The 26,370-nt window shown below is 68.3% G+C and carries 20 protein-coding genes; 8 read left to right on the top strand and 12 right to left on the bottom strand.

Annotation, left to right across the window (positions count from 1 at the left end; translation table 11 throughout):
- Positions 1-507 precede the first annotated feature (507 nt).
- The 4 genes from HYU53_01065 (at position 508) to HYU53_01050 (ending at position 3,865) form a co-directional block, all read left to right on the top strand.
- Positions 508-1,038: an alpha/beta hydrolase gene (locus HYU53_01065; GenBank protein ID MBI2219778.1), complete on the top strand. Its 531-nt coding sequence runs from the start codon at positions 508-510 to the stop codon at positions 1,036-1,038.
- Positions 1,035-1,553, top strand: a complete 519-nt coding sequence (locus HYU53_01060) for a sigma-70 family RNA polymerase sigma factor (GenBank protein MBI2219777.1) — start codon at positions 1,035-1,037, stop codon at positions 1,551-1,553. The genes HYU53_01065 and HYU53_01060 overlap by 4 nt, the downstream gene beginning before the upstream one ends.
- A complete protein-coding gene (locus HYU53_01055; protein MBI2219776.1) occupies positions 1,537-2,145 on the top strand; it encodes a hypothetical protein in 609 nt (202 codons plus the stop codon). Before HYU53_01060 ends, HYU53_01055 begins: the two co-directional genes overlap by 17 nt.
- Positions 2,146-2,335: 190 nt before the next feature.
- Entirely contained in the window at positions 2,336-3,865 is a 1,530-nt protein-coding gene (locus tag HYU53_01050; GenBank protein ID MBI2219775.1) for a hypothetical protein, read from the top strand.
- 702 nt (positions 3,866-4,567) lie between these two features.
- Here HYU53_01050 and HYU53_01045 read toward each other — a convergent pair.
- Positions 4,568-4,915, bottom strand: coding sequence for a hypothetical protein (locus HYU53_01045; protein ID MBI2219774.1), 348 nt, complete (start codon positions 4,913-4,915; stop codon positions 4,568-4,570).
- Between HYU53_01045 and HYU53_01040 the strand changes: the two genes are divergently transcribed.
- Complete coding sequence (locus tag HYU53_01040; GenBank protein ID MBI2219773.1) at positions 4,914-5,327, top strand: EVE domain-containing protein; 414 nt, start codon at positions 4,914-4,916, stop codon at positions 5,325-5,327. The two genes, HYU53_01045 and HYU53_01040, sit on opposite strands and share 2 nt — an antisense overlap.
- A 28-nt stretch (positions 5,328-5,355) precedes the next feature.
- On the opposite strand, the gene glgB is transcribed toward HYU53_01040, so the two are convergent.
- A complete protein-coding gene (gene glgB / locus HYU53_01035; GenBank protein MBI2219772.1) occupies positions 5,356-7,305 on the bottom strand; it encodes a 1,4-alpha-glucan branching protein GlgB in 1,950 nt (649 codons plus the stop codon).
- A gap of 3 nt (positions 7,306-7,308) precedes the next feature.
- A complete protein-coding gene (locus tag HYU53_01030) occupies positions 7,309-7,941 on the bottom strand; it encodes a hypothetical protein (GenBank protein ID MBI2219771.1) in 633 nt (210 codons plus the stop codon).
- Between the two features lie 600 nt (positions 7,942-8,541).
- On the opposite strand from HYU53_01030, the gene HYU53_01025 reads away from it, so the two are divergent.
- Positions 8,542-9,948, top strand: coding sequence for an MATE family efflux transporter (locus tag HYU53_01025; GenBank protein MBI2219770.1), 1,407 nt, complete (start codon positions 8,542-8,544; stop codon positions 9,946-9,948).
- 11 nt (positions 9,949-9,959) lie between these two features.
- On the opposite strand, the gene HYU53_01020 is transcribed toward HYU53_01025, so the two are convergent.
- The 3 genes from HYU53_01020 to HYU53_01010 all read right to left on the bottom strand — a co-directional run bounded on the left by HYU53_01020 (position 9,960) and on the right by HYU53_01010 (position 13,714).
- Complete coding sequence (locus tag HYU53_01020; protein ID MBI2219769.1) at positions 9,960-10,901, bottom strand: hypothetical protein; 942 nt, start codon at positions 10,899-10,901, stop codon at positions 9,960-9,962.
- Between the two features lie 65 nt (positions 10,902-10,966).
- A complete protein-coding gene (locus HYU53_01015; protein MBI2219768.1) occupies positions 10,967-12,430 on the bottom strand; it encodes a PQQ-dependent sugar dehydrogenase in 1,464 nt (487 codons plus the stop codon).
- A gap of 159 nt (positions 12,431-12,589) precedes the next feature.
- Positions 12,590-13,714, bottom strand: a complete 1,125-nt coding sequence (locus tag HYU53_01010) for an aminotransferase class V-fold PLP-dependent enzyme (protein MBI2219767.1) — start codon at positions 13,712-13,714, stop codon at positions 12,590-12,592.
- A 125-nt stretch (positions 13,715-13,839) separates the two neighbouring features.
- On the opposite strand from HYU53_01010, the gene HYU53_01005 reads away from it, so the two are divergent.
- Positions 13,840-14,646 carry an inositol monophosphatase gene (locus HYU53_01005; GenBank protein MBI2219766.1) on the top strand — a complete coding sequence of 269 codons (807 nt, stop codon included), beginning with the start codon at positions 13,840-13,842 and terminating at the stop codon, positions 14,644-14,646.
- Here the strand turns inward: HYU53_01005 and HYU53_01000 are convergent.
- The 3 genes from HYU53_01000 to HYU53_00990 are packed head-to-tail and all read right to left on the bottom strand — an operon-like array spanning position 14,641 to position 18,926.
- Positions 14,641-15,651 (bottom strand): FAD binding domain-containing protein, encoded by a 1,011-nt coding sequence (locus HYU53_01000; protein ID MBI2219765.1) that lies wholly within the window; start codon positions 15,649-15,651, stop codon positions 14,641-14,643. The two genes, HYU53_01005 and HYU53_01000, sit on opposite strands and share 6 nt — an antisense overlap.
- An 8-nt stretch (positions 15,652-15,659) precedes the next feature.
- Positions 15,660-18,149, bottom strand: coding sequence for a xanthine dehydrogenase family protein molybdopterin-binding subunit (locus HYU53_00995; protein ID MBI2219764.1), 2,490 nt, complete (start codon positions 18,147-18,149; stop codon positions 15,660-15,662).
- An 18-nt stretch (positions 18,150-18,167) separates the two neighbouring features.
- Complete coding sequence (locus tag HYU53_00990) at positions 18,168-18,926, bottom strand: (2Fe-2S)-binding protein (protein MBI2219763.1); 759 nt, start codon at positions 18,924-18,926, stop codon at positions 18,168-18,170.
- A gap of 520 nt (positions 18,927-19,446) precedes the next feature.
- On the opposite strand from HYU53_00990, the gene HYU53_00985 reads away from it, so the two are divergent.
- The gene (locus HYU53_00985) at positions 19,447-20,811 is read left to right on the top strand and encodes an amidohydrolase family protein (GenBank protein ID MBI2219762.1); all 1,365 of its coding nucleotides are present in this window, start codon (positions 19,447-19,449) and stop codon (positions 20,809-20,811) included.
- Positions 20,812-20,877: 66 nt separating this feature from the next.
- Here HYU53_00985 and HYU53_00980 read toward each other — a convergent pair whose 3' ends face one another.
- The 3 genes from HYU53_00980 to HYU53_00970 form a co-directional block, all read right to left on the bottom strand.
- Positions 20,878-21,954 carry a succinylglutamate desuccinylase/aspartoacylase family protein gene (locus tag HYU53_00980; protein ID MBI2219761.1) on the bottom strand — a complete coding sequence of 359 codons (1,077 nt, stop codon included), beginning with the start codon at positions 21,952-21,954 and terminating at the stop codon, positions 20,878-20,880.
- A 1-nt stretch (position 21,955) separates the two neighbouring features.
- Positions 21,956-23,377 carry an aldehyde dehydrogenase family protein gene (locus HYU53_00975; GenBank protein ID MBI2219760.1) on the bottom strand — a complete coding sequence of 474 codons (1,422 nt, stop codon included), beginning with the start codon at positions 23,375-23,377 and terminating at the stop codon, positions 21,956-21,958.
- 83 nt (positions 23,378-23,460) lie between these two features.
- Positions 23,461-26,340: a TonB-dependent receptor gene (locus tag HYU53_00970; protein ID MBI2219759.1), complete on the bottom strand. Its 2,880-nt coding sequence runs from the start codon at positions 26,338-26,340 to the stop codon at positions 23,461-23,463.
- Positions 26,341-26,370 lie beyond the last annotated feature (30 nt).

Raw genomic sequence — 26,370 nt, 5'->3', positions numbered from 1 at the left:
CTCCGGGCTCCCTCCGCCTCCGACCCCTCCGCCACGTCGATCTCCACTGCTACTGGCATACGATTCATCCATCGAACCCTCCCCGCCCCTACACTAATCTCACTCGGGAGGTTGTCTCAGAGATTATTGGCACAGGGGGCTTCGCGTTCCAAGCGTGCTCCTTCAACCACTCGGACATCTCTCCCCTCGACTCACTTCCCTTCGACTCGCTTCGCTCGCTCAGGGCGGGCGTTCGCTCGGGGCGGGGAGCCGTGCAGAGCCAGGCACTGTGACGTGACAGTGCCCCGAGCTCGGCGCTCGCCTGGATGATTGCCTCGATGTCGGGCGCGCTGCGATCGGCAGGCCCGGCCAGTTCCCGTCTCCGTTGTTGCTCGTCCGCCTCACTGCGTTTGGCGGCCATACCCAACTCGGGCATGATTGTGCCCACGTCGGGTTCGAAGGCCGCCTCGCCTCGTTCCAGTCGAAGAAGCCTGAGCGACCGACCAGTCCGTAAGCGACATTGACCTGATGATCGTCAGCGACACGCTCACGGACGGCGAAGGTTTCGGGGCCGCGATCGACGTCGATGGCGAGGCATTCGCGGCTCACGCCACCGACGACGTTGAACGCGCGAAACGAGCGGCGCGGAACGGTTGTTTTCTTCAACGCGCTGTAAGAAACAGCGTGGCCCTGCATCAAATGGTCGTAGAGCATTCAAAGAGAGGGTCACATGGTCTTCATCGCGCGCGTGTTGCAACAGCACTCGACTGGATGCTCTCGTCGGACCGGCAGACGATCGCCCAGGCTCAGTACGAGATGCTGTCGACCGACCTGCGTCCTCAGCTCGCACAGATCTCGGCGCCGGTCCTTGCGATCGCCGTGTGGCGGGGGCGGGAAGCGTTCGGCTTTACGCGCGAGAAGGTCCTGCAGCAGATGACCGAACAATATCGTGCCGTGCCGCACTACGACGTCGTCGTGTCGGACACCGCCAGGCATTTCGTGATGCTCGACGAGCCGGAGTGGCTTGCGTCGCAGATCTCGGGGTTCATTCAGCGGTGACGGGAGCGGACCGCGAGCGGCTGTTCGTCGAGTTGTACGACCAGAACCGCGCCCGCCTGCTCCGACTGTGCGCGGGCTATCTCGGATCGGCGGCGGACGCGGACGAGCTGTTCCAGGACGTGATGATCAACGTCTGGAATGGGCTGCCCGCGTTCCGCCGCGAGTCGAGCGCCAGCACGTGGATCTACCGGATTGCCGTGAACACGGCGCTGATGTACCGGCGCGCCGCCTCGCGTCGGGCGAAGGTCATCACGACTCCAGTGGACGCGCTGCCGGATCGTGCGGCGCCGCCCGAAGACGGTGACAACGAGCGGCGGCTGGCGCAGCTGCATCGCGCGATCGCGTGGCTCGCGCCGCAGGATCGTATTTGCATCACGCTGACGCTTGAGGGGCTCAGCTACAAGGAGATCGCCGAGGTGACCGGGATGACGGTCAACCACGTTGGCGTCCGGATGTCGCGCGCGAAGCGTGCGCTCGAATCCTCGATGAAGGAGCACGATGGCGGAACACTTTGACGATCTGCAGGCTGTGTGGCGCGCGTATCGTCCGGACGCCGGAGGCATTCAGCCTGCCGCAGTGGCGGCGGCTCTCGAACGCCACACCGCGCGCGAGCAGCGCATGATGGTCGCGAAAATGATTGTGCCGGTGTTGGCTCTTTGCGCCGCAGTCGGGTGGCTGTTCTCCGGCCCCGGCCGACCGATGCTCGTGGGCGTAGGCGTTCTGTGGAGCATCGCCGCGACGGCCGGCGTGCTCGGCCTTGAGTGGCGAAGGTATCGTTCGCTTTCGCGTCTCGACTTTGCGGCGCCGTCGGCCGAGTTCGTAGACACGGCGCTCGGCCTTCTCCACCGTTATCAGGCAGGCGCAACAGGCGCCGCTCGGACGCTGACGTGGAATCTGATCGGGGGGTTGAACGTGACGGCGTTGGGGGTTGCCGAGCCGCGTCCGCCGGCTGGCCGCATCGTTCTGCACATCTTGTGCATCGCCGTGCCGCTGATCGCCTGCCATCTCGGCAATCGCGTGCGGCGCCGGCGCATTGACGCCGGGTGCGCGCCGCTCATAGACCAACTCCGATCCGCTCGCCGCGGACTGACGAGGGTTGATATCTGAACGTCGCGAGCACCGCCGCCACGTCGGCGTGCTCATCGAAGACAGTCGACGTCGGCGAGCTGCTGCCGGATGAACTCGGAACGCGAGACGCCCCGCTCACGTGAATGCCCCCGGCTGGCCATCATTCCAGTCCCGGTGTCTAATGGGACGCGCCCGGAAGCACTGGGTCGGGCGAACGACTGGGACAACGATGACGCGCGGGTTGGCCTGCCTGGTGATCCTCGCCGCGGGGTGCGCGGCCCGCGGCCCGCGTGTGCCCCTGCCGACGCTGGCGGACGCCGACGCCCTGGCGAGTGCCGGCTGCTACACGTGCCTCAGCCAGGCGCTCGATGTCTACGACGCCCTGCTGGCGCGCCGCGCCTCGCCCCCGGCCATCCGCGGCGCGTTCCGCGCGGCCGTCCTGCTGCATCTCCGTGAGAAGGAGCTTGGGCTTCCCGCCACGCAGTCGCTTGACCGCGCCCGGATCCTCGCCCCGTTGCTGCCGCCGGAAGAACACGGCGAGCTGTTCCTCCGGGTGGCCGGCGGCATTCCGCCGGAGTCCTCGGGCCTTTCGAAGGAGGACTACGACGGCTGGATCAAGACGGAGCGGCTCGGCGCCCCCGTTCGTGAGGCGCTGCGGCAGCAGCTCGCGCCGCTGCTCGCCGATCCGGCCGCCGCCTACCTCCAGACGTCTCTTTCGTGCGCGTACGCCGATTTCCGCGAGCGCGACGCCGCGCTCGACCAGCTGGCGTCGCAGCACCCGTCCACGCTCGTGGTGCGTTACCGCATCGGCGCGTGCGTGCAGTCGCGGCGCGCGCTGCTCGTCGAGGTGCTCGGCGTCGAGCCACGATACGTGGAAGCGCACTTCTTCCTGGGCCGGTACGCCCTGGCCGATGCCGCAGTCGGCAAGGGGCGGCGTTCCGAGATCGTTCCACACCTCGCGGCCGCGTACGAGGCGTTCCCGCGGTCGCCGTCGGTGACCTTCACCGTTGCCGGCATGCACCGGGCGTTCAACAAGATCAAGGACGCGCTCCGGTACTACGACGAGACGCTCGCGCTCGTGCCCACGCACCGTGAGGCGATGCTCGGCCGCACGATCATGCTCAGCTATCTCGAGCGCCCCGATGAGGCCTTCGAGTCCGCCACGCGAATCATCGAGCTGGAAGACTGGTACCTGGGCGACGCCTATTACTGGCGGGCGTACAACCGTCACGCACAGCGGCGGCTGGACGAGGCGCGCGATGAGATTGAACGGTCCAAGGCGGTGGCCGGCGTCCGTTCTGACGTCTTCCTTCTGTCGGGCATCATCCGCTACGATCGGCATGAGATGGGCGAGGCCGCGGCCGACCTCGAGAAGTCGCTGCAGCTCAACGACCAGGCGTGCGATGCGTCGTGGTATCTCGGCCTCGTGCGCTCCGAGCAGAAGCGGTGGACCGACGCGGCGGGACTGTTCCCCAGCGCGGCCGCGTGTTACCGCACCAACGTTGACGCCTACCGCACGGCGCTGGATACTGTGCGGAACACCGTGGCCGGCACGCCGGATGCCGTCGAGGTGAGCGCCGAGTACTCCGGGTACATCGAGCGCGAGCTGGTGAGCGAGGCGCGTTCCTATTACAACGCCGCGTATGCCGCCGCCCAGGCCGGCGATCGCGCGCAGGCGCTCGCGCACGCGAGCCGCGCCGCCGAACACGCGATCATGAGGGAGAAGGCGGCAGACCTGATTGCCGCGTTGAAGAAATGACCGCAATCGTTTTCCTGACGCTTGCACTGGCCGCCTCCGCCGGACAGAGCCCCGAGGTCCGCGCCAGCTCGGATCGGTACACCGTCGAGGCGCTCGACACCGGCGGCGGCGAGCGCGCCGCGCGCGTCATCATCTCCAGCAACGTGACCTCGCGCCGCCACATGCTGTCGATCAACCGCACGCTCGGCGCGCTGCGCCGCGCGGTCATCCGCGAGGATCAGGGGCGCGTGCTCTTCCTCTGCGAGAAGGGATTCGCGGTCGTGGATCCGGCGGGCCAGGTGCCGGCCGACGAGGTCTATGCCGGCGACGCGGTCGCGTCGCCAGGCGGGCGCTGGATCGCATACCAGCGGTTCTTCCCGGAGGGACACCCGGGACCGTCCGACGGCGTCGCCGTGTACGACACCGGCCAGCCGCAGGAGAAAAACCACGCGGCGTACCCGGTCGCCGTCGAGCGCGAATGGCGCGCCGGCTGGCCCCTGTTTCCACCGGCGGACGAATGGAAGGACGCCAGCCGCGTGACGCCGCGCGCCGAGGCGTACGTGCTCTCCTCGGTGCTCCAGTGGGAAGGGACGCCATCGGAGCCGGCTCTGCTCTTCACGATGCGCCGCGGCAGCGAGGAGACGGCCGTGCTCGCGATGCTCGGCGGCGCCGCGCCGCGCGCGTGCTGGGCCACGCTGCCCGGGCCCGCCGAGCGCTGGGGCGTCAAGTCTCTCTTCCTGTCGAGGCCGGCGTCCGGCGGCTACACCGTCCGCGCGAAGTCCGCCGCCCGGTGGACCGCGCCCGGATCGGAGGAGGCTTCCGTGTTCTTCCCGTCAGACTGTTCGGGATCGACCCCCACCCCGGCAGCCTGACGTCATCCTTGTACGAGATCGGTTCACGCACGAGCCGCGACTCGTGGAGCAGCTTCCAGAACCGGTTGGAGTAGCCCGCGAAGTGATGGCCGGTGATCGCCGACCGCACGCCCGGATTGATGCCCACGAACAGCACGCGGACGCCGGGCGCGATCCGGTCTTTGAGACGCAGGCGCTCCCGGCTAGAATCGTCCGCCATGGCTCAATGGCTGTTCAAAGAGGAACCCACCCACTACAGCTACGACGCGCTCGTCAAAGACGGCCGCACCTCGTGGTCTGGCGTGAAGAACCCGGTTGCGCAGAAACACCTCCGCGGGGTGCGCAAGGGAGACCGCATCTTCTATTACCACACCGGCAACGAGAAGGCGATCGTCGCCATCGCGAAGGCGGACTCGAACGCCTACCCGGATCCGGCGGACACGTCTGGGAAGGCGCACGTCGTGGACGTCGTGCCGGTGAAGAGGCTGAAGGCGCCGGTGACGCTCGCGTCGATCAAGGCAGACAGGCGCTTCGCCTCGTTCCCGCTCACGCGCCTGCCGCGGCTCTCCGTCATGCCGGTCACGGACCAGGAATGGAACGCGATCGTGACGATGTCGGAACGACACGTGTAGTAGCCGCCGGCCTTCAGGCCGGCGGACCTCACCGTCGGATCTTCAAGTACAAACACCCGAGCGGCGGCAGCGTGAGCCGCAGCGATTGCTCCCATCCGTGGGACGGGATCGGCTCGGTGTGCAGTCCGCCGCCGTTTCCGACGTCACCGCCGCCGAAATACGCCGAGTCGCTGTTGAGCAGCTCCTCGTAGAACCCCGCTTCCGGCACGCCGATGCGGTAGCCCTCGCGCGGCACCGGCGTGAAGTTGAGCAGCGCCACGACGTACTCGCGGGGGTCCCGCGCCTTCCGCAGGAACGAGACGACGCTGTTCTCGCTGTCGTTGCAGTCGATCCACTGGAATCCGTTCGGATCGAAATCGATGGCGTGCAGCGCGCGCTCCCGGGCGTAGACCCAGTTGAGCGCCTGCACGTAGCGGTGGAGCCCCGCGTGATGCGGCCCCTCTCCGAACAGGTGCCAGTCGAGGCTCTCGTCGTGGTTCCACTCGCGCCACTGGCCGAATTCCTGCCCCATGAACAGCAGCTTCTTTCCCGGGTGCGCGTACATGAAGCCGTACAGCGCGCGCAGGGTGGCCGCCTTCCGCCAGGCGTCGCCCGGAATCTTGTCGATCATCGACGCCTTCCCGTGCACGACCTCGTCATGGGAGAAGGGCAGGATGAAGTTCTCGGTGAACGCATAGAGCAGCGAGAAGGTCAGGTGCCGGTGCTCGTAGCGCCGGTAGACCGGATCCTTGCTGATGTACTGCAGGATGTCGTTCATCCACCCCATGTTCCACTTGTAGGTGAAGCCGAGCCCGCCGACGTAGGTGGGCCGGCTGACCGCCGGGAACGCGGTGGACTCCTCGGCCACCATGATGCTGCCGGGCGCCTCGCTGTGCGTCACCGCGTTGAGTTGCCGGAGGAACTCAATCGCGTCGAGGTTCTCGCGCCCGCCGAACCGGTTCGGCACCCACTCGCCGGGGTTCCGCGAGTAATCCAGGTACAGCATCGACGCCACCGCGTCCACGCGCAGGCCGTCCACGTGGAACTCCTTCAACCAGTAAAGCGCGTTCGACAGCAAAAAGTTCCGCACCTCGTGCCGGCCGTAGTTGAAGATGAGCGTGCCCCAGTCGCGGTGCTCTCCCTGCCTCGGGTCCGAGTGCTCGTACAGCGCGGTCCCGTCGAACTGCGCCAGGCCGTGCGCGTCCTTGGGAACATGACCGGGCACCCAGTCGAGGATGACGCCCAGCCCGTGCCGGTGGCACTCGTCGACGAGGCACTTGAAGTCCTCGGGCGTCCCGAAGCGGCTCGTCGGCGCGTAGTACCCGATCACCTGGTAGCCCCACGAGCCCGCGAACGGATGCTCCATCACGGGCAGCAGCTCCAGGTGCGTGCAGCCGAGCTCCTTGACGTACGGCACGAGCTGCTCCGCCAGCTCGCGGTACGTCAGGAACCGGTTTCCCTCTTCCGGAACGCGCCGCCAGGACCCGAGGTGCACCTCGTAGATCGACATCGGCCGCTGGAACCAGCCCTCCCAGCCGCGGCGCATCTGCATCCAGTCCCCATCGCGCCAGTCGTACTTCGGGCAGCCCCACACGATCGACGCGGAGGCGGGCGGCACTTCGAAATAGAACGCGTAGGGATCCACCTTCTGGAGCAGCGCGCCGGTCTGCCGCGATCGGATCTCGTACTTGTAGCGCTCGCCGCAGCCGAGGCCGGGGATGAACCCGTACCACACGCCGCTCGATCCGAGCGGCCGCAGCACGTGGTGCGCGCCGCTCCAGCCGTTGAAGTCGCCGACCACCGCGACGCGATCCGAATTCGGCGCCCACACGGCGAAGTGGACGCCCGTCCGCGCGCCCGTTTCAGGGTGCGCCCCGAGCTTGTCGAACGCGTGCAGGTGATTCCCCTCGTTGAAGAGGTACAGGTCGAAGTCGGTGATGAAGCCGCGCGGATCGTGTTCGACGGCGGCGGCGGCCGGATGCGGTTCGATCGTGGCCATGCGTCAGAGTGCCAGCAGGAGCGCCGCGGCGACCACCGCAAGCCCCGTGATGAGGAGAATGCCCGAGGCGCGCCCCGTCATCTCCGACGGGACATCGCCGGGGTCGGCGGCGCCCGGTCGTAATCGGCCGAGCCACGCAGCGGCCTGGTAGTAGGACGCAAAGGCGGTACCCGCGCAACCGAGCAGAAGCACCCATCCAAGCGCGAGCACGCCGCGCGCCGGCATCGCGCGCGCACCGGGAACGAACACGAGCAGCAGCGCCGAGGCGAGCCACCCGGCAACGGCGAGCGTGACCAGCAGCCGCGCGTGACCGACGGCGCGGTCTCCTGCCTGCCGGCGCAACTCCAGGCGCATCGCCTCTTCCGCGCGGCGCCGTTCCGCGTCGAGCTGCGACTGCTCGAGTTCCAGGCGCGTGCGGTCGCGGTCGAACGCCTCCTTCAAGGCCGCCACGAGCACACCGGCCAGACGCGCCTCGAGGCCACCGGCCGCCTCCGGCATCCCAGGCGCGTGAGCGCCCGTCGACAGCGCGTCACCCGGCGACGACACGCGCGGTGCCGGCGGCCGGCGCAGGCGCTGCCCCATGTCCACAAGGCCGCCGATGGTCTCCAGGGCGCGCAGCCATCCCCCAATTGCCATACCGCTCATTACACCATGCAACGCATGGCCCGCGCAGGACCCCGCAAGCGCAGCCGTGCGCAGGCATACGCAATGCCACCTCGTCCGCTGGGGCGGAAAAGGGGGACAGTCACACTTTCCGTGAGCTTCGTCCGGAAAGTGTGACTGTCCCCCTTTTCCCTGCCCCGGATCACTGGATCACTATACTGAGAGAGTGTCGACCGACCTGGCCCTCGCGCTCGTGCTCTTCGAACAACAGCTGACGCTCCCCACCCACAAAGCGGCGTCGTCAACCTGATTTCTTCGAAGGCCTTCCGGCGAGGCCAGCGCGAGATCCTAATCAACCGATCGACGCGCGGCGCAACCGACGCCGGCGCATGGTATGCGACGCCGGCGAAAACGGGGTGGGCCTTCACGATGCTCGCCGGCGGTCATCGGTACGTGGTGACCGCGCGAGGCGCGATCGCCCGGCAGCGGCACGACCATCGATTCGGCGAGGTGGCCATCCGCGGTTCGGTGGGCCGCCACGCCTGGGTTGCGGGCGCGGCGTGAGGGGCGTATCGGTTCGCGCGCCACCATCGCCGCCACGGGCGCTCACGTAGGCATACGCATAGGAGCTTCATGCCCGCACCCGCTGGACGCTACGACCGCTCGATCGTCGAAGGACCGCTGCGATCCGCCGTCTGGAGGCTGGCCTGGCCGACCATGCTCACCAACATCGTCGGCGGCCTGCAGGGCATCCTCGATCACGTGCTCGTCGGCAACTTCGTCGGCTTCACCGGCAACGCGGCGATCGGCGTCAGCTGGCAGATGTTCCTGGTCGTGATCATGTTCATCTCGTCGCTGTTCACCGGGATGAACGTGCTCGTGGCGCGCTTTGTCGGCGCCGGCGACGAGGAGATGGTCGATCGCACGGTGTACCAGGCGTTCCTCACCGCCACGCTGCTCTCGCTCGGCGTGATGGCGCCGGTCGGCTACCTCCTCTCGCCGTACCTGCTCGACCTGGTCAACGCGGCGCCCGCCGTCCAGGCCGAGGCGCTGCCGTTTCTCCGGATCATGTTCGTGTTCAGCGCGGGCATGCTCGTGTTCTTCATGCTCGGCGGCGCGCTCCGCTCCGCCGGTGACGCCCGAACCCCGATGCGGCTGGGCATCGCGCTCACCGTGCTGAACGTCGCGTTCAACGTGTTGTTGATTCGCGGGATGGGCCCCGTGCCGGCGTTCGGCACGGCAGGCGCGGCGATGGGAACCTGCATCGCCTCCGGGATGGTGGCGCTGTACGGTGTGGCGAGGATCTGGCGCGGCGGATGGGTCGTGAGGTTTCCGCGCGGCAGGCACCTGCGTCCCGACTGGTCGATCGTCCGATCCCTGTTCCGGTTCGGGCTGCCTGCCGGCTTCCAGGGCATCGCGATGAATATCGGCGGCGTGCTCCTCCTCTCGTTCATCGGATCGCTCGCCGAGAGCGCGGCCGCGCAGGCGGCGTTCGCCGTTTCGTATTCCCAGCTGTTCTCGCTCGTCACGTGGACCAGCGTCGGCCTGATGGGCGCCGCCGCGGTGGTGGCGGGCCAGAATCTCGGCGCCGCGCAGCCGGACCGCGCGGACGCGGGCGTGCACGTCGCGGCGCGCTTCGGGCTTGCCGGCGCCGCCGCGATCGGATCGCTGTTCCTGTTCCTGCCACGGCAGCTGCTGGCGATCTTCGGCATGAACGAGCCGGTCGTCGTCGAGATCGGCGTGGAGCTGCTGCGCGTGCTGAGCGTGTCGGGACTGCTGATTGCCGTCGCGCTCACCTACACCGGCTGCCTGCAGGGAACCGGCGACACCAGGAGCCCGCTCTTTATTTCGATCGTCTCGCAGATCATCGTGCCGCTCGGCATCTGCGTCCTCATCCAGCAGGCGGGCCGGCTCGACGCCCTCGATATCTGGCTGGCGATCCTGGCCGGACACGCGACGCGGTGCGCGCTGAGCGTGTGGCGCTTCAACCAGGGGAGATGGCGGGAGATTACGATCGACGTCCGGCCCGACGAGCGCTGAGCGGCCGCGCGTCAGTCTTCGAGGAGCAGCTCCGCCTCGAACCACCATTTCGGCCGGAACACGATTTTGAGCGGCACGCCGGCCAGCGCGCCGCTGCGGCCGTACACGATGGAAAACTTTGTCTTGTTGCGCGTGGAGCGGTTCAGGATTTCGAACTCCGCGTCCAGGGCCGGGCCGTAACGGCGTTCGCCGGCCGCGAAGTCCGTCACCGCCTCCAGCGACCGCATCGTCAGGTCGTAGAGCCGGTTGTTGTACACGTATGGGCCCGGCCGGGGCGGAGAGAGACGCGTCGCGCGACCGCGCTCGGGCCGCGAGATGGTCTCGTGGACCATCTCCGCAACGGCGGAGAGCAGGCCGGGCGCGATCGCGTTCGGCACGCTGACACTGCGCGGCGGCGCCTCCACGCGGTCCACGCGCGCGAGCAGCGCGTCGAGTTCCCGGTAGCTCATGTCCGTGTCGCTGCGGATCTGCACGATCTCCGAAGTGGACACCTCGCCCCTGACGTGCGCGCGAATCGCCTGGAAGACATAACCGCCCGTCCCCTCGCGCGCCAGCTGCCGTTCCGCCTCCTCGACGGATTCCGAATTCGCGTGCTTCATCACCCCGACCACGGCGGCATCGCCATCGAGCGCGTGCTCCGCGATGTATCCCCACCTGTTGATCTTGCGCGGCGCCTTGAGCGGATCGGACCCGACCAGCAGCTCGTAGCCGTGTGCGCCCTCGCGGTTGCCGCGCCACGTAATGCGCGCGGCACCCACGTTGTTCTTGCGGATCCAGAACAGCAACGGCCGGATCCGCGCGTTCATCACGTAGCGCCGTTCGCGTGAAATGGGAGTGCGTGCGATCGTTCCGGCAGATGTCGCGGCGTCCTGCGCCTCAATCCCCCGCACGGAACAGAGCAGGCCGAAGGCGACGAGCGTCAGCCGGGCCGACCGGGAGGATCGTGACGCCACAAGACATCATGATACACGCCGCCGCGCTCGATCATCGGCGCGCCGCCCCGAACCATGGTCCCCGTCTACTTCACGCGATGGATCTCGTAGATCGCGCCCCCGGTCAGCGACACGACGAACAGGTTGCCGTTCGGACCGGTGCGGATGTCGGTTGCGATTCCGAAGTTGCGGCCGAAGAGCAGGCTCTCGCTTTCCGTGATCTCGTGCTTCGCGAGATTGTCGGCGACCCGGTCCTCCAGCCGCGGATCGTCAACGGCAATCTTCGCGCGGTTCCCCGTGAGGTTGAACCGGAAGAGATAGCCTCCCTGGAGGAGCGGCGTCGCCGCGCCGAGGAAGAGATCGCCGTCGAATTGCCGGCCGAGCGCGCGGCCCGACATGAAGCCGAGGCCGGCCGGCGCGACTTCCCATTTCCAGCTGAATTCCGGATCGCTGTAGTGCGCGCCCGACAGCATGAACAGCCGCGAAAGGGCTCCGTCGGGCGTGTCGGCGATATTGGCCGGCGGCCAGCGGAGCTGCTGCAGATTGCGGCCGCCGAAGGTCGTCTCGATCTCCTTGAACTGCGCGATCCGTTCCACGGGCCCGGCGATTTGCACCCAGCCGCCGTTCATGCCCGCGTCGACGAGGTTCAGCTCGCTGAAGCTGTCGTCGCCGTTTTCCTGCATCCAGAGACGGCCCGACCGCGGATCGAACGCCATGCCGATTCCGTTTCGGTGCCCGTAGGAGAAGATTCGCTGCACCGACGCGCCGGCCTCGCCGCCGATGGCGGCGCCTGCCGCGAAGAACGGGTTGTCTCCTGGCGTCGTCCCGTCGCCGTTGAGGCGAAGGACCACTCCCGTGCGGTGCGCCTCGTCTGGTTCGGGGCCGCCGAACTGGTCGTCGGGAACGATCGGCCCGGGACACGTGGCCGTGGGGCCGCAAGGCAGGTTCTGCAGTTGACCGCGCCGCCCGACATCGCCCGTGAAGACGTAGAGCTTCCCGTCCGGTCCGAACGCGATCACGCCGCCGTCGTGGTTGCCGCGCTCCGGCTGTCCCGCGTCCTGCTGAATCGCCCGAATCCGGATGATGTTCCGATCGAGCGTGAGAGAGGTGCCGTCCCAGATGAAACGGTCCACGCGGTTTCCGAGCAGCGATGTCTGGGACAGCACGTTCGTGTCGGCGCCCGTCGTGCTCTCGGTCCAGTACAGATAGACGGCGCCGTTCGACGAGAAGTCCGGGTGCAGCGCAATACCGAGCAGGCCGCGCTCGGAACCGAAGTTGACGGCCAGATCGAGGACCGTGGACTGCACGGCGCCGCCGACGATCCGCTTCACCTGCCCGGTGTTCTTCTCGGTCACCAGGATGTCGTCGGGGCCGAGGAAGGCCATCGCGACGGGCGTAATCAGCCCGCTGACGACGGTTCTGACGGCGAGGTTCGGGACGAGGACCTGCGGTCCACTCTGCGCGTGGATCTCGGGACCGCTCGAGGCGGCATACGCGGCCAGCGCGGCGGCGGCGAGAGACAGGGACGTGCATCGGCGTGTGAATCGCATGCTGCTCCTCCTGCTGAACGATTCGCTCCGAATCCGCCTTCACAAGTCGAGTACCACCAGCGGTGGCGCGGAAAACGGGGAAGAATCGCGGGATCCGCGGGCAGCGATTACAGGCGGAGTAAGCGCGTTTTCGTCGCGCGTAAGGCGCCGATGAACGGTTCAGCCCGCCAGCACCGAGAACAGGCGATCGATGTCCGCCTCGGTGTTATAGAGGTGGGGCGCGACCCGGATCGAATCCCCTCGGAGGCCGACGTAGATGCGCGCGGCGGCAAGCCTCGCAATCAGATCTGGCGGGATGCCGCCCGGCAGCCGGACGCCGATCATGTGGCCGACGCGCTCGCTGGGCGGCTGCGTGATGTAGCCCGAGGCGGCCGCCAGCTCAGCCGCTCGATCGGTCAGCCGCGAGAGCGACGACTGGATGGCTTCGACGGTCCACGAGAGGATCTGCCCCAGCGCCGCGGCCGCGATCGGCGCCAGCACGAACTGCGAGACCTCGCCCATGTCGAACCGCCGCGCGCCGCGGCGATACTCGTCGCGGTAGTCCACCAGGCGCGCGAAGTCCCCGCTCCCCTCGCGCGCGAGCCACGAGTCCTCGAGCGGCACGCCGCGCTCGCGCCACCGCGGCGATGCGTAGAGGTAGCTGAGCGAGTACGGCCCCAGGAGCCATTTGTAGCCGACGGCGACGAGGAAATCCGGCTGGACGCACCGGATGTCGAGCGGGCACGCGCCGAGCGACTGGCTCGCGTCCACGACGAGCATCGCGCCCGCCGCCCGCGCGCGGTCGCCGACACGTGCGAGGTCGATCCGGCTGCCGTCCGTCCAGTGGCAGTGCGGCACGGACACGATCGCGGTCCGCTCGTCCACCGTGCGCAGGATCGCGTCCGTCCAGGACTCGCCGCCGGTGCGCGCGACGGTGACGACACGCGCGCCGGTTCGCTGCGCCAGCGCGCGCCAGGCGTAGACGTTCGAGGGAAACTCGCGGTCGAGAACGGCGATCGACTGTCCCGCGCGGACAGGGGCGTTCTTCGCCGCGACGGCGATGCCGTAGCTGGCGGCCGGCACGAGCGCGATCGCGTCGGTCTCGACCCCCGCCACCGCGGCCGCCAGCGCGCGAAGCTCCTCGGCGCCGCTGAAGAAATCCGCCTGGGAGATCGTCCAGGGGGCCGCCTTCCGCCTGACGGCCTCCAGTCCAGCCTCGGTCGCCGCTCGCAGCTGCGGCGACATCGTCGCGCAATTGAGATACGTCACGCCGTCCGGGATGTCGAAGAGATCCCGGGCGGGCATCGCTGAGTTCATCGGCCGTCTCCTCGCGCCAGCCTACACTGCGGCGGCGCGCGCGCGCAGAGCGGGGGATCGGCGTGACGGGACTCCGGGCGCCGCGTGAGGCGGCCATGGGCTAGACTGCGCCGATGAGCGTCGAACTCAGTCGCCGGCTGGAAGTGGCCGTGCAGGCCGTCCGCCGGGGCGGAGAGGTCAGCCGCGCCCGCATGGGCGACCCGGGATACGTCAGCTGGAAGGGAGATCGGGACCTCGTCGCCCAGGCTTCGCTGGACGTTCAGGAGGCGATCGCCTCGACAATCCTCGCGGCGTATCCGCGCGCCGGCATCCTGGCCGAGGAGGGGCCGGCCGAGGCGACCCTTCCCGTCGACGCCGACCAGCTCTGGATCGTCGATCCGATCTGCGGCAGTCTGAATTTCGTCCAGGGCATCCCGCATTTCGGGCTCTCGGTCGCGCTGCGATCCGCGGGCCGCATACAAGTGGGCGTGGTCTACGATCCTTCCCGCGACGAGTTGTTCGCCGCAACCGCGGACACCCCCGCCACGCTCAACGGCCGGAACATCGGCGTCCAGCAGATTTCCGAAGGGTCGGAGGCCTGGAGCGGCGCGATCCTGGGCACCGACTGGCCCTGCGGCGGTGACCGCCGGCGGAAGGCGCGATCGATTGTCAACGTGATGGTCGATCAGGTGCTCGCGTGCACGATGATGGGCTCGCCCGCGCTCGGCTTCTGTCACGTCGCCGCCGGACGGCTCCACGCCTACTGGCACCTCGATTTGAAGATCTGGGACATCGCGGCGGCGAGCCTCATCGTCGAGCGCGCCGGCGGCGTTCTCACCGACGCGCGGGGGATGACGTGGCTCTACTCGGATGGCGATTACGTGGCGAGCAACGGCGTGATCCACAACTCGCTGCTGAATTGCCTCCAGCCGATGTTATAGCTGCGTGCCCTTCTCCTCCAGCGCCCCCAGCACCGTCCGCTCGATCAACGTCTGGGTGACGTCCACTTTGTAGGCGTTCTGGCTCATCGGGCGAGCCACCGTTCGAATCGCGGCCGCCGCCTGCCTGATGCTGCTCCTGACGCTCCGGCCTTTGAGCTGGCTCTCGACGACCGCGGCGCGATACGGGACGGGCGCCACGCCGCCAATGACGATGCGGCCGTCCTGCCACGTGTCGCCCGCCGTGACGAACGCCGCCGCGACCGAAACCACCGCGAAGTCGTAGACCTCGCGGTTCTTCAGCTTCGTCCAGGCCTGCCTCGCGCCCGCCGCCGGCGCCGGCACGAACACTTCAACGAGCAGTTCGTCGGGCTTGAGCACGTTCTCACGCAGGACGTCTTCGCGCGGACCGGTGAAGTAGCTGTCGAACGGGACCGTGCGCTCTCCCGCCGGGCCGGCGATTTTCGCCTGTGCGTTCAACGCGAGCAGCGCCGTCGCGGTGTCGGACGGATGGACGATGTAGCAGAGCTCCCCGCCGATGATCGCGTGGTAGCGGTTGTCGCCCGTCACCGAAAAGCAGGTGTCCCCGCCCTTCTTGTAGCAGGCGAAGTCGCGCCCGCGGAGGAACCAGCAGCGCGGCCGCTGGTTGACGTTGCCGCCGAGCGTGGCGTAGTTCCGGATGAGGGGTGAGGCGACGCCGTGCGCGGCCCGCACGAGCAACGGCGCCATCGCGTTCAGCTCCTTCGACTCGACGATCTCGGTGAGCGTCGTGTTGGCGCCGATCGTGGCCCCCTTCCGATCGATCTTGATGCCGCGCAGCTGCGGGATCGTGGTCACGTCGACGAGCGCGTCGGGAAGGGGCATGCCCGGGCCCTCGACCCAGTCCTTCATCACGCCCGCGACGAGATCGCTGCCGCCGGCGAGGACCCTCGCCTTGCTGCCGAGTTTCGCCAGCAGGGCCACCGCTTCCGGAACGGTCGCCGGCTCGTAGAGTGCAAATGGCTTCATGGGCGCTCCTACCTCAGAGCCCTCAGCGCGGCCAACACCTTCTCGCGCGTCATCGGCATGTGCTCCATCCAGATGCCGACCGCGTTGTGGACGGCGGCCGCCACCGCCGCCGCCGGCGGCCCCATCGGCGGCTCGCCGATCCCGTGCGCACCGAAGACGCCGTACGCCTTCGGCCGCTCGATCATCACGACCTCGATCTGGCCGGGCGCGTCCTCGATGCTGAGCGGGCGGTAGTCCAGCATGTTGGGGTTGAGCGGGAGCCCGGTCGCCGCGTCCTGCAGCAGCTCCTCGGTGAAGACGGCGCCGAGCGCCATCACGACGCCGCCGCGAATCTGCTGCTCGACGGCGAACGGGTTGATGGCGCGCCCCACGTCGTGGGCCGCCACGACCTTCTTGACGGCGACGCTGCCGGTCCCCGTGTCCACCTCCACCTCCACCGCGTGCGCCGCCCAGGCCGTCCGCTCCCAGTCGTTGTCCTGCCGGTAGATCGCGCGTCCGAGGATCGGCATGCCGGCGGCCTGAGTCACCGCCTGCAGCGCGAGCTTCTTCGACGGATCCGCCTTGAGGACCACCTCGCCGTTCGCCAGCTCGAGGTGTTCGGGCGTCACCTGCAGCGATTCGTTCCGCTGCTTCGCGTCCGCCGCGAACTTCTGCGCGGCGAGATCCAGAATCTGTCGCCGGGCGTCCATCGCGGCTTCGTACATCCCGCGCCCCCCGGTGTTCGTCTGGCGGCTGCCGGACGTGCTCCCGGCGTCGGTCGTGTTGTCGGTGTCCACGTAGGTGGCGATGCTCACCTGATCGAGCGGCACCCCCAGCGCCTCGGCCGCGATCATCGCCATCTGCGTCCGCTGGCCGCACCCGATCTCCGTGCTGCCCGACACGCACTGCACGCTGCCGTCGGTGTTCACGATCACCTGGCCGGTGGCGGGATTCGTGCCGGCCCCGTGGCTGCACGCGTGCGCGGCCAGCCCGATGCCGTGGAACACGCCCGGCCGCACTTCTCTGCCGCGCGGCTCGTGCCACCGCTGCTTCCAGGCGATGCGGTCGGCCGCCGCCGTGATGCAGTCGCGGATGCCTGGATTGCTGAAGGGCTTCTTCGTGTCCGGATTCCCCTGCTCGTTGATGTTCTTCAGCCGGAACTGCACCGGGTCCATCCCGATCGCGTGGGCGGCCCTCTCGATCATCATCTCGAGCGCGAACGTGCCGTTCGGATGGCTGACGCACCGGTACGGGCCCGCCTTGTAGCTGTTCGTGAAGACGTCGATCGCTTCCAGCTTCAGGTTCGGGATGTTGTAGAGGTTGATGAAGGCGAACCAGGATCCGTTCGCGGCGCCGGTGCGGTGCGCACCCACGTTGGCGTACACCCGGAAGTGGCCGAACTGGATCGCGCCATCGCGGTTCACGCCGAGCTTCATCTCGTTGCGGAACGAGGGACGGTGGGTGCGCGCGATGAAATCCTCCTCGCGCGTATACATCGTCTTGACCGGCCGGCCCGTGAGGCGGGCCAGGATGGCCGTGTGCACTTCGGTGAGATCGATGCCGGAGCGGTAGCCGTACCCCGACCCCATGTACCCGTTCTGGACGACGCGGACGCGGTTCGCCGGCAGCTTCAGCGCCTGCGACAGCCCGCCGCGCGAGCCGTGCGCGTGCTGATTCGTGTAGTGCGCGACCAGACGATCCTGATCCCAGTACATGAGCGAGTTGGTCAGTTCCAGCGCGTTGTGCTGCTCGGTCGCGCGCGTGAGGACCGCCTCGATCGTCGTGTCGGCGCGACCGCCGTCCGGATTGCCGCGGACGAGCGGCGGCGTCACGCTGAGGATCGTCCCGTTCTGCCGGTTGTCCCACTGCTTGAGGGCCGACGCGCGGGCGCCTTCCATCGCGTCGAATACGGCCGGCAGCACCTCGTACCCGACCTCGATCAGCCGGATCGCGTGATCCGCGACGTGCTCGCTCTCCGCAGCGACGACGGCGATCGGGGCGCCGACCTCGAACACTTCTTCGTTGAAGAGGAAGCGGTCCGGAGGGCCGCTCCCCAGTCTGACGTCGCGGTACTCCGCCGGAAGATTGCCGCGGTGCAGAACGGCGGCGACGCCGGGGAGCGCCTCGGCCTTGCTGGCATCGACGCGCGTGACGCGGGCGTGCGGGTGCGGGCTGCGCAGCGTCCGGGTGTGGAGCATTCCCGGCATGCGCATGTTCTGGGTGTACTGCCCGAGGCTGGTGACCACACCCAGCCCGTGCAGCCGCGGGACGCGCTGCCCGACCACCGCAAACGACCGTTGCTGATCGACGCCGTCCGGCGCCGAAGGCACCGCCTGGGGCTCGGGCATGCCGAGCTTCGCGCCGTACCGCGCGATGACCGGCGCGACAAGCTCATGAAACTCACCGAGGAGCTCGTCCCACGCCGGGTCGAGCGCGAGCACGCGCCATTGATCGTCGGTCAGGCTGGCGGCATAGGCCGGCTCCTGCACGACACGCATCGCATCGACTCGGTCCATCATCGCGTGGCTCCTCGGCTCTCACCTGACGGGATGCCCGGACTGCGCGAGCAGCTGCCGCACCCTGGCCTCGTCCAGCCTCGCGGAATCCCAGGTCACGGCGATCGTCCGCTCCGAGCCGGAGACGTCCACGATGCCGGGCGTCTGCTTGAGTTCGAGCGCGATCTCGTCGTACACCTCGATGGTGCCGAGCGGCGTCACGAACTCGAACTGCTTCGACGCCTTCTCGCCCGCGGGTGCCGCCGCGGCCGTGGCCGTCATCCCGGTCTTCGGCGCGGCGCTGTAGGTCACCGGCTCGCCGCGCATCTCGGCGGCCGCCTTTCTGACCGCGCTTATGATGCCCACGTATTCGCCGCAGCGACAGATGTTGCCGGCGAGCGCCTCCGTGATGTCCGCGTCGGTCGGGTTCCGGTTGCGCTCGAGCAACGCGTAGGCGGACATGATGACGCCCCGCGTGCAGATCCCGCACTGGAACCCCCCCTCGAACCAGAAGGCGCGCTGCAGCGGGTGCAGCCCTTCGACGCCCGGGCCGCGGGTGATCCCGGCGACCGTCAGGATCTTCTGGCCGCGGCCCAGTCGCGCCGTCAGGATGCTGCACGAGGTGACGGGCCTGCCGTCCACCAGCACCGTGCACGCGCCGCACTGCGCGCGGTCGCATCCGAGGTTCGCGTTGGACAGCCCGAGCTGATAGTTCAGCGTCTCCCACAGGCTCTCGCGCACATCCACCGTGACCTCGCGCGTCTTCCCGTCGATGTCGAGCGTCACGCGGCGCGTCGTCATCGGCGCGGCCGCCGGCGACACGGGTCTGACCGGCCTGGCGGCCCGCTGATCGAGCGTGGCGGCGAAGCCCACGCCGGTCATCACGCCGACGGCGACCGCGCCGGCGTTGCTGCGGACCAGGAAATCGCGACGCGTCAGCGGCCGCGGGAGAGCGCAGGCGTCCGGTTCGACCGGCGTGTCATCCGTCACGGGACCGTCCGGCGACTTCGTGTCTTCGGCCATGGGAATGCTCCAGCCATGGGAATGCTCCGATTCGAACGGTCCAGGGGCGAAACAGGACGAGTCGGGATTCGCGATGTTACGCGCGGGTGCGGCGGTTGTAAAGGTCATGGTGGACGCTCCCGCGTGTCGTCGGATATGTTCAGAAATATCCGCTGCATCGATTAGTTTTCTAAACAACGTGCCTGGCTGGCATACCATAGCTTCATTCGTGAAATATTCACTTGACACTGCGAGCCGCCGGACATATTGATCAGGGCGCTCACCTTCGGGGGACACCCAGCTCAAAAGGAGACGTTCAATGCTCAACCGTGCCGTTACGCTCGCGTCGACTCTCGCGGTCCTCCTGCCGATCTGCGCGCAGGCCCAGCCCGCGCCTGCCGCGCCGGCGCCAGGTTCGGCTGTCAGGGTCATCAAGGCCGGGCGGCTGATCGATCCCGAGACCGGCACGGCCGCCGCCAACCAGGTCATCGTGATCGAAGGGGATCGCATCAAGGCCGTCGGCGCGAACCTCCCGATCCCGCAGGGGGCGGAGGTCATCGACCTCTCGCAGATGTCCGTGCTCCCGGGGCTCGTCGATGCGCACACACACATGGCGATCACCTACAAGGAGATCCCGGAAAACAACGTCTACTACTACACCTACGTGCAGGACTCGACGCCGCTGCGTGCCATCCAGGCCGCGTCCAACGGCATGCAGCTGCTCGCCTCGGGCTTCACCGTCATCCGCGACGTCGGCAACAACGCGCTCTACGCGGACACCGCCCTGCGGGCGGCGATCGAGCAGGGCTGGCTGCCGGGACCGACCGTGATCCCCTCCGGGCCGATGATCGGCAGCACGGGCGGCCAATACTGGCCGACCCCGGAAATGTACAAGCACCACGACATCATGTACCCCGAGTACATCGATGCGAACAGCCCCGAGGAGATCACGCGCGCGGTCCGCGAGAACCTCCTCTTCGGCGCGAAGACGATCAAGATCTGCGTGGACTGCAAGCCGTGGGGCTACTCGGTCGAGGACATGCAGCTGGTCGTCCGCGAGGCCGCCAAGGGAGGCGCCAAGGTCGACGGCCACTGCCAGACGCCCGAAGGGGTCCAGCGCGCGATCGACGCGGGCATCTACATCATCTCGCACGGCCGGGCCGTCACCTCCGAGCACCACGCGCAGATGGCGAAGAAAGGCATGTTCCTCGCCAGCACCGACACGCCGTTCACCAGGTACCGCGGCACCGAGCAGGCGTTCCAGCAGGCTGTCGCCCAGCTCCGCAGCGCCTGGGAGAAGGGCGTCCTCGTGACGTTCTCGACCGACATGGATTACTGGAACGAGCGGATGAAGCGCGACGACGGGAGCTGGATGACGCGGGGGGATCTGACGATCGACTTCCTGCGCACCTGGAAGGCCGCCGGCATCCCGAACGCGGACATCCTGAAGGCGATGACGATCAACGGCTACAAGGCGGCCGACCTCATCGCCGAGCGCGGTCCGATCAAACCCGGCCTGTACGCCGACCTCATCGCCGTCCCCGGCAACCCGCTCGACGACATCGACTCGCTGCGCAACGTGCAGTTCGTCATGAAGAACGGCGTCGTCTACAAGCGCAACGGCCGGATCGAGCCCGAGAAGTTCCTGAACCCCGGCCCGATCAAGGGCTGGAACCGGCGGTAGGCAAAGCCCGGCATCTCGTCGAGGAGTTGCCGTCTCCCGCGGGGAAGCGGCAGCTCCTCGAGCCTGTCACCGGGGGGGCGGCGCGAGCGGGCCGATGTAGGCAATCGTCTCGTCGCTGGCGATCGACGGAACCGCGCGGATGAACAGGACGACGCCGGCGACGGGCGACACGGCGTCGGCAATCTTCCGGCCGAAATAGTCGGTCACCATCCCCACCTTCATTCCGGCTTCCACGTACTGTCCGCGTCGCACGAGCGGCTGGAAGACGCCGTTCGTGCCGCCCGGCACGCGCTCGATCCGATCGATCCAGACCGGCCGCTCGATCGGCGCCGGCCGGCCGTCGATCATCTCCAGCTGCCGCATCACGCTCGCGGTCCCGTCGACCAGCACGCGGATGTCGTCCGGCTCGGTGGTCCCCGCGTGCCCCGCCTCGACGATGATCGTGGGCGTGCCGCGGGCGCTCGACGCGCCCGAGATGCTGGTGAGGTTCGACGCGTCCGGCGGACGCACCGTCGAGAGGACGATGTGATCGATCCCGAAGGCGAGGACCATGGCGCGGGACGCGGCGTCCTGGGCTTCGCGTCCCGTTCGCGGCCAGTACGCGAACGGATAGAGGCTCTCGTCGAGGTCGCCGCCGTGGAAGTCGATCAGGTAGTCGGCCCGTGCGAGGACCTCGCGCGTGATGAGAGCGCTCGCGCGGTCGGTCTGCGAGCCGGAGGCGCTCCCGGGATAGCGCCGGTTCATGTTCCTGCCGTCCACCGGGTGGGGATGGGGCACGATCGCGTGAAACGACCGCGGGTTGACGAGCGGAACGGCGATCACGGTGCCGCGGATCGACGCCGGCTCCAGCGACTGAATCAGCCGCACGACGGCAAGGATGGACGCGTACTCGGTCCCGTGCGAGCCCGCGACGAGCGCGAGCACGGGTCCCGGGCGGGGGCCGTGGATCACCGCGACGGGAATCGACAGCCCCGCGTCGGCAGCGGCGGGCACCTCGATCGCGCCGAACGCCTTCTGCCCGCGAGCCGCCCGTGCGGTGCCGACGGTGAAAGTGGTCTGGTCCTGAGCGGCGGCGGTCGCGACTCCGAGCCAGACGCCCGCGAGCGCGAGGGTGGCGCGGCAGCGCAGCGTGGGACGTTTCATGTCAGACGTTCAGGCACACGACGCGCGTGTCGGTCATCTCCTGCAGCGCGAAGCGAATGCCCTCCCGGCCGATGCCGCTCATCTTCGTGCCGCCGAACGGCATCACGTCGAGTCGGTAGTCGGTCGAGTCGTTCACGATCACGGCACCCACCTCCAGGCGCCGCGCTGCGGCAAACGCGTCGCTGAGGCGTTCGGTGAAGATGGCCGCGTGCAACCCGTAGTTGACGGCGTTCGCCGCCTGGATGGCGTCATCGAGCGAACCGACTTCGTACAGCGACACGACCGGCCCGTACGCTTCCTCCGAGTCGAGGCGCACGCCGCGCGGCACGCCCGAGAGGACCGTCGGCGGCACGAGCGCGCCGCGGCGCCCGCCGCCCGCCAGCACGGTGGCGCCGCCGTCCACCGCCTCGCGAATCCACTGCTCGACGCGCTCCGCCTCGCGCTCGCTGATCATCGCGCAGACGTCGGTCGTCGCGTCCATCGACGATCCGGCGCGGAGCGTGGCGACGTGCGCCACGAACCGCTCCGCGAACGCGTGGTAGATCTCGCGATGGATCAGGACGCGCTGCACGCCGAGGCAGTTCTGTCCCGCCTGGGCGAAGGCGCCGTCCGAGATCGCGCGCACCGCGCGATCGAGGTTGGCGTCCGGCATCACGATCACGGCTGAATTCGACCCCAGCTCGAGCGACAGCTTCTTGATCCCGGCGTTTCGCGTGACGCGCGCGCCGGCGGCCAGCCCGCCGGTGAACGTGACCATGCGGACGCGCGGATCCGAGACGAGCGCATCGCCCAGATCGTGGCCGCCGCCGAAGACGACGTTCAGACGCCCCGGCGGCAGGCCGGCCTCGGTGAGATCGCGCGCGAGCTGGTAGGGCGACAGCGGCGTCCGCGACGCCGGCTTCAAGACGACGGCATTGCCGCCGGCGAGCGCCGGCGCCACCTTGTGCGCGGCGCTGGCCAGCGGATCGTTGAAGGGGGTGATCGCACCGATCACGCCGACCGGCACGCGGAAGTAGTAGCCGACGCGGTTCTCGGAGCCCACGCGGCTGTCGAACGGCAGGGTCTCGCCGGCCAGACGGCGCCCCTCCTCGGCGGCGAGCCGGAGGATCTGCGCCGCGCGCGGCGGCTCGCGCCGCGCTTCGCGAATGGTCTTACTCCCTTCGGCGGCAATGTGCCAGGCGTACTCGTCCTGCCGTTGTTCGATCAGGGCGGCCGCCCGGAGCAGCACGTCACAGCGCGCGTGCACCGGAAAATCGGTCCGCAGGGCGTCGACCGCCGACCGAATGGCCTCGTCGACGTCCGCGACGGTTCCCCTGGGCACGCGCCCGGCGAGGGTGCCGTCGAGCGGGTTGCGAACTTCGATCGTCTCGTCGCGATCGATCCATCGTCCGCCGACCAGCAAGGCGCCCGAAGTCGCCACCATGTCAGCGCCGTCCCGCCCCCCTGGCACCCGTGTCATCGATTCACCCCACCGCCCGATCCGCGGCCGGTCCGGCCGGATCGGGATCAGAAATCGATCCGGAATCCGAACTGCTGGCGCTGCTTCGGCAGCTGCGTCAACGGCAGGCCGAACGCCGAGGACTCGAGGCTGCCCTGGTACCGCAGGAAGTTATCCGTGTTGAACAGATTGAACACTTCCCAGAACACCGACCCCGTGACGCGTCCGACGCGCACGAGCTTGCTCAGGCGGACGTCCACCGTCTGCTCGCTGTCGCCGCGGCGCGAGTTCTTCGGCTCCGGGCGATCCGGGAACGGATCGGTATCCAGCTGGAACCGGGTGGACACGCTGTAGGGCAGCGCGCTGCGATACACCCACACGCCGGCCAGCTGGATGTCGAGCGGCAGCAGCAGGGATCCGTCAAACACGTAATTATGCCGCCGATCGTTGTCGTCCGGCCCGAGATCCTCATCCAGGTCGAACGGGTTCGTGGTGCCGCTCACGCTCAGGCCGACGCTCGTGTTCGACGTGGCTTTCGCAAGCGTGTACGACACGCCGAACTGCGCGTGGTCCGAGTGCCGGTACTGCACGCGGCTGAGCAACCCATGGTAGCGGATGAACCCGCCGTTCGAGTTGATCGCGATCCGGGTGAAGCGCGGGTCCTTGATCACGTACCGGCCGTCCACCCGCTCGAAGTTGACGTTGACGCCCGTCGGCGCGTCGAACTCGCGCCGGAACGTGTAGTCGACCGACGCGGAAAGCCCGGGCCGCAACTCGTGCGTCACCCCGCCCGTCGCATGCAGGCTGTACGGGATCTTGAAGTTCGGGTCGTTGCCGAGGATCGTCTCCCGCCCCACGCTGGCCTTCGACACGTCAGGGAAGGCCGGGAAGCTCTCGGCGAGCCACCGCCGCAGCGCCGCGCGGCTGCCCGCCGGGTCCGCCGGGTTCCAGAACGGGTTCTGTTCGGGCAGGTTCGCGTCGAAGATGAAGCGCTGCTCGGAGAGCAGCGTCTCAATCGCGTAAATGACGGTCCAGTTGAAATGATTCTGGTTGTAGTAGAGCCCCGAGCTGGCGCGCAGCGTCGTCCGCCGGTCGTCGGTCGGCGTCCACACGACGCCGGCCCGCGGCGCGATGTTGTTCATGTCGGCGTTCGACTTCACGAGCGGCGGCGCGCCGCCGAAGCGTCTCACGATCCGGTCGTTGTACGGATCGATCAGGCCGTTGAGGACCAGCGGCGTGCGATCGAGATCGTACCGGACGCCGGCATTCAACGTCACGTTCGGCGTGACCTGCCAGGTGTCCTGCACGAATGCCGAGACGTTCCAGGCCGGGTACTCGCCGCGCGTTTCGCCGATGCCGCCGCTGAAGTTGTCCGGGTAGCTGACCGGGTCGTTGATGTTGAACGCGCGGTCGGTCGGAAAGCTCCAGCGTCCCTTGTGCGGCGCTTCGACGTCCATGTGCATGCTCATGCGCGCGAGCTGCCCGCCGAATTTCACCTGGTGGTTGCCCCAGACGAACGAGAAGTTGTCGGTGAAGGTGAGGATCGTCTCCCCTTCCAGGCCGGTGAACGCCGTGGCGCCGAAGTTGCCCCCGGGGTAGCTCCTGGTGGCGAACGTGCCGTTCTGCCCCATCCGGCCGTCGCGCCGGAGCAGCTCGAAGCCGCCGGCGCCCGCCATGTTGGAGATGATCCACGGCAGGTTGCGCCCGTAGTAGACGCGGAACTCGTTGAAGCGCGCGTTTCCGAGCGTGGTGGCGAGGTTGCCCATCACGTTCCACAGCGGCCCGGTGAACGTGTAGCGCCGTTCGTCCACGTCGAGCGGGCTGCTGCCCAGGCTCAGGCCCATGTCCTTCTTGTCCGTGTTCGTGTAACGGAACGTGAGCCGGTTGTTGCCGCCCGCGTTCCAGTCGGTCTTCGCGATGTACGTGAGGTTCTCGACGCCGGTGTTGACCGAGGACTCGAATCCCTGGTTGCGCCAGTAGGACGAGATGCCCAGCACCTCCGTCGCGTCCTGATTGAGGTTCTGGATCCCGCTGAAGAAGAACAGCCTGTTCTGCTTGAGGGGGCCGCCGAGCTGCGCGCCGATGCGCTGCTGCGAGAAGGGCGGCGCCTCATCCAAGAACACCGGCTTGCCGCCGTCGAACCGGCCCGCAAAGGGAGCCTTGTCGAGCGCCTCATCGCGGAAGAAGCCGTACACGCGCCCCTGGAACGCGTTCGAGCCGCTGCGCGTCACCACGTTGATCAGGCCGCCGGACGCCTGGCCGTACTCCGCCCCGAACGCGTTGGTGTGCACCTGGAATTCCTGGATCCAGTCCTGCGGAAATTCGTTGGACTGGCGTCCGTAGAACTGCATCGCGTTCGACGCGCCGTCCACGACGATCGAATTCGACGTCGGCCGCGCCCCGCCGACCGAAACGCCGGTGCCGGCGCCGGTGCCCGTCGCGCCCGATGCGGTGGTGCCCGGCGCAATCATCGCCAGCTGCGCGAAGTCGCGCGAGATGATCGGCAGATCGTCGATCATCTTCTGGTCGACGGTCGTCGCGACGGTGTTCTCCGTCGTGATGATCTGCGAGGTCCCGCGCACGTCGACGGTCTCGGCCAGCGCCGAAATTCTGAGCGTCAGGGCGATCGTCAGTTCCTGTCCGACGCGCAGGTCCAGATTCGCCTGGCGCGCCGTGGCAAACCCCGCCAGTTCCGCCGTCAGCTCATAGGCGCCGACCCGCAGATTGCTCAAGTAGAACTGCCCGCGCTCCTCCGTCATGGTGGTCTGCGCGGTGTTGGTCGCCAGGTGGCGTGCGGTGATCGTCACGCCGGGCAGGACGCCACCCTGCTCGTCAACGACCGTGCCGCGGAACGTGCCCATGCTCGTCTGCGCGAGCGCAGGCGACAGCAGGGCCGCGTGGAGTGCGAGGGCGACGATGAGCGTCAGCCCGGTTTTCTGCGTAAACATCAGTGGTCTCCTCCGTGCGTGGCCAAGTAG

This window comes from Acidobacteriota bacterium (genome assembly GCA_016184105.1).
Classification (GTDB): Bacteria; Acidobacteriota; Vicinamibacteria; order Vicinamibacterales; family 2-12-FULL-66-21; genus JACPDI01.
This window is presented reverse-complemented; position numbering and strand designations above follow the sequence as displayed.

Coding starts and splice junctions, on each gene's coding strand:
- HYU53_00985 (MBI2219762.1), top strand. CDS start 19,447: ATGCTCAACCGTGCCGTTACGCTCGCGTCGACTCTCGCGGTCCTCCTG.
- HYU53_01010 (MBI2219767.1), bottom strand. CDS start 13,714: ATGCCCGCCCGGGATCTCTTCGACATCCCGGACGGCGTGACGTATCTC.
- glgB (MBI2219772.1), bottom strand. CDS start 7,305: ATGGCCACGATCGAACCGCATCCGGCCGCCGCCGCCGTCGAACACGAT.
- HYU53_01005 (MBI2219766.1), top strand. CDS start 13,840: ATGAGCGTCGAACTCAGTCGCCGGCTGGAAGTGGCCGTGCAGGCCGTC.
- HYU53_00970 (MBI2219759.1), bottom strand. CDS start 26,340: ATGTTTACGCAGAAAACCGGGCTGACGCTCATCGTCGCCCTCGCACTC.
- HYU53_00995 (MBI2219764.1), bottom strand. CDS start 18,149: ATGATGGACCGAGTCGATGCGATGCGTGTCGTGCAGGAGCCGGCCTAT.
- HYU53_01030 (MBI2219771.1), bottom strand. CDS start 7,941: ATGGCAATTGGGGGATGGCTGCGCGCCCTGGAGACCATCGGCGGCCTT.
- HYU53_01015 (MBI2219768.1), bottom strand. CDS start 12,430: ATGCGATTCACACGCCGATGCACGTCCCTGTCTCTCGCCGCCGCCGCG.
- HYU53_01050 (MBI2219775.1), top strand. CDS start 2,336: ATGACGCGCGGGTTGGCCTGCCTGGTGATCCTCGCCGCGGGGTGCGCG.
- HYU53_01025 (MBI2219770.1), top strand. CDS start 8,542: ATGCCCGCACCCGCTGGACGCTACGACCGCTCGATCGTCGAAGGACCG.
- HYU53_00980 (MBI2219761.1), bottom strand. CDS start 21,954: ATGAAACGTCCCACGCTGCGCTGCCGCGCCACCCTCGCGCTCGCGGGC.
- HYU53_01040 (MBI2219773.1), top strand. CDS start 4,914: ATGGCTCAATGGCTGTTCAAAGAGGAACCCACCCACTACAGCTACGAC.
- HYU53_00975 (MBI2219760.1), bottom strand. CDS start 23,377: ATGGTGGCGACTTCGGGCGCCTTGCTGGTCGGCGGACGATGGATCGAT.
- HYU53_01065 (MBI2219778.1), top strand. CDS start 508: ATGATCGTCAGCGACACGCTCACGGACGGCGAAGGTTTCGGGGCCGCG.
- HYU53_01000 (MBI2219765.1), bottom strand. CDS start 15,651: ATGAAGCCATTTGCACTCTACGAGCCGGCGACCGTTCCGGAAGCGGTG.
- HYU53_01055 (MBI2219776.1), top strand. CDS start 1,537: ATGGCGGAACACTTTGACGATCTGCAGGCTGTGTGGCGCGCGTATCGT.
- HYU53_01045 (MBI2219774.1), bottom strand. CDS start 4,915: ATGGCGGACGATTCTAGCCGGGAGCGCCTGCGTCTCAAAGACCGGATC.
- HYU53_00990 (MBI2219763.1), bottom strand. CDS start 18,926: ATGACGACGCGCCGCGTGACGCTCGACATCGACGGGAAGACGCGCGAG.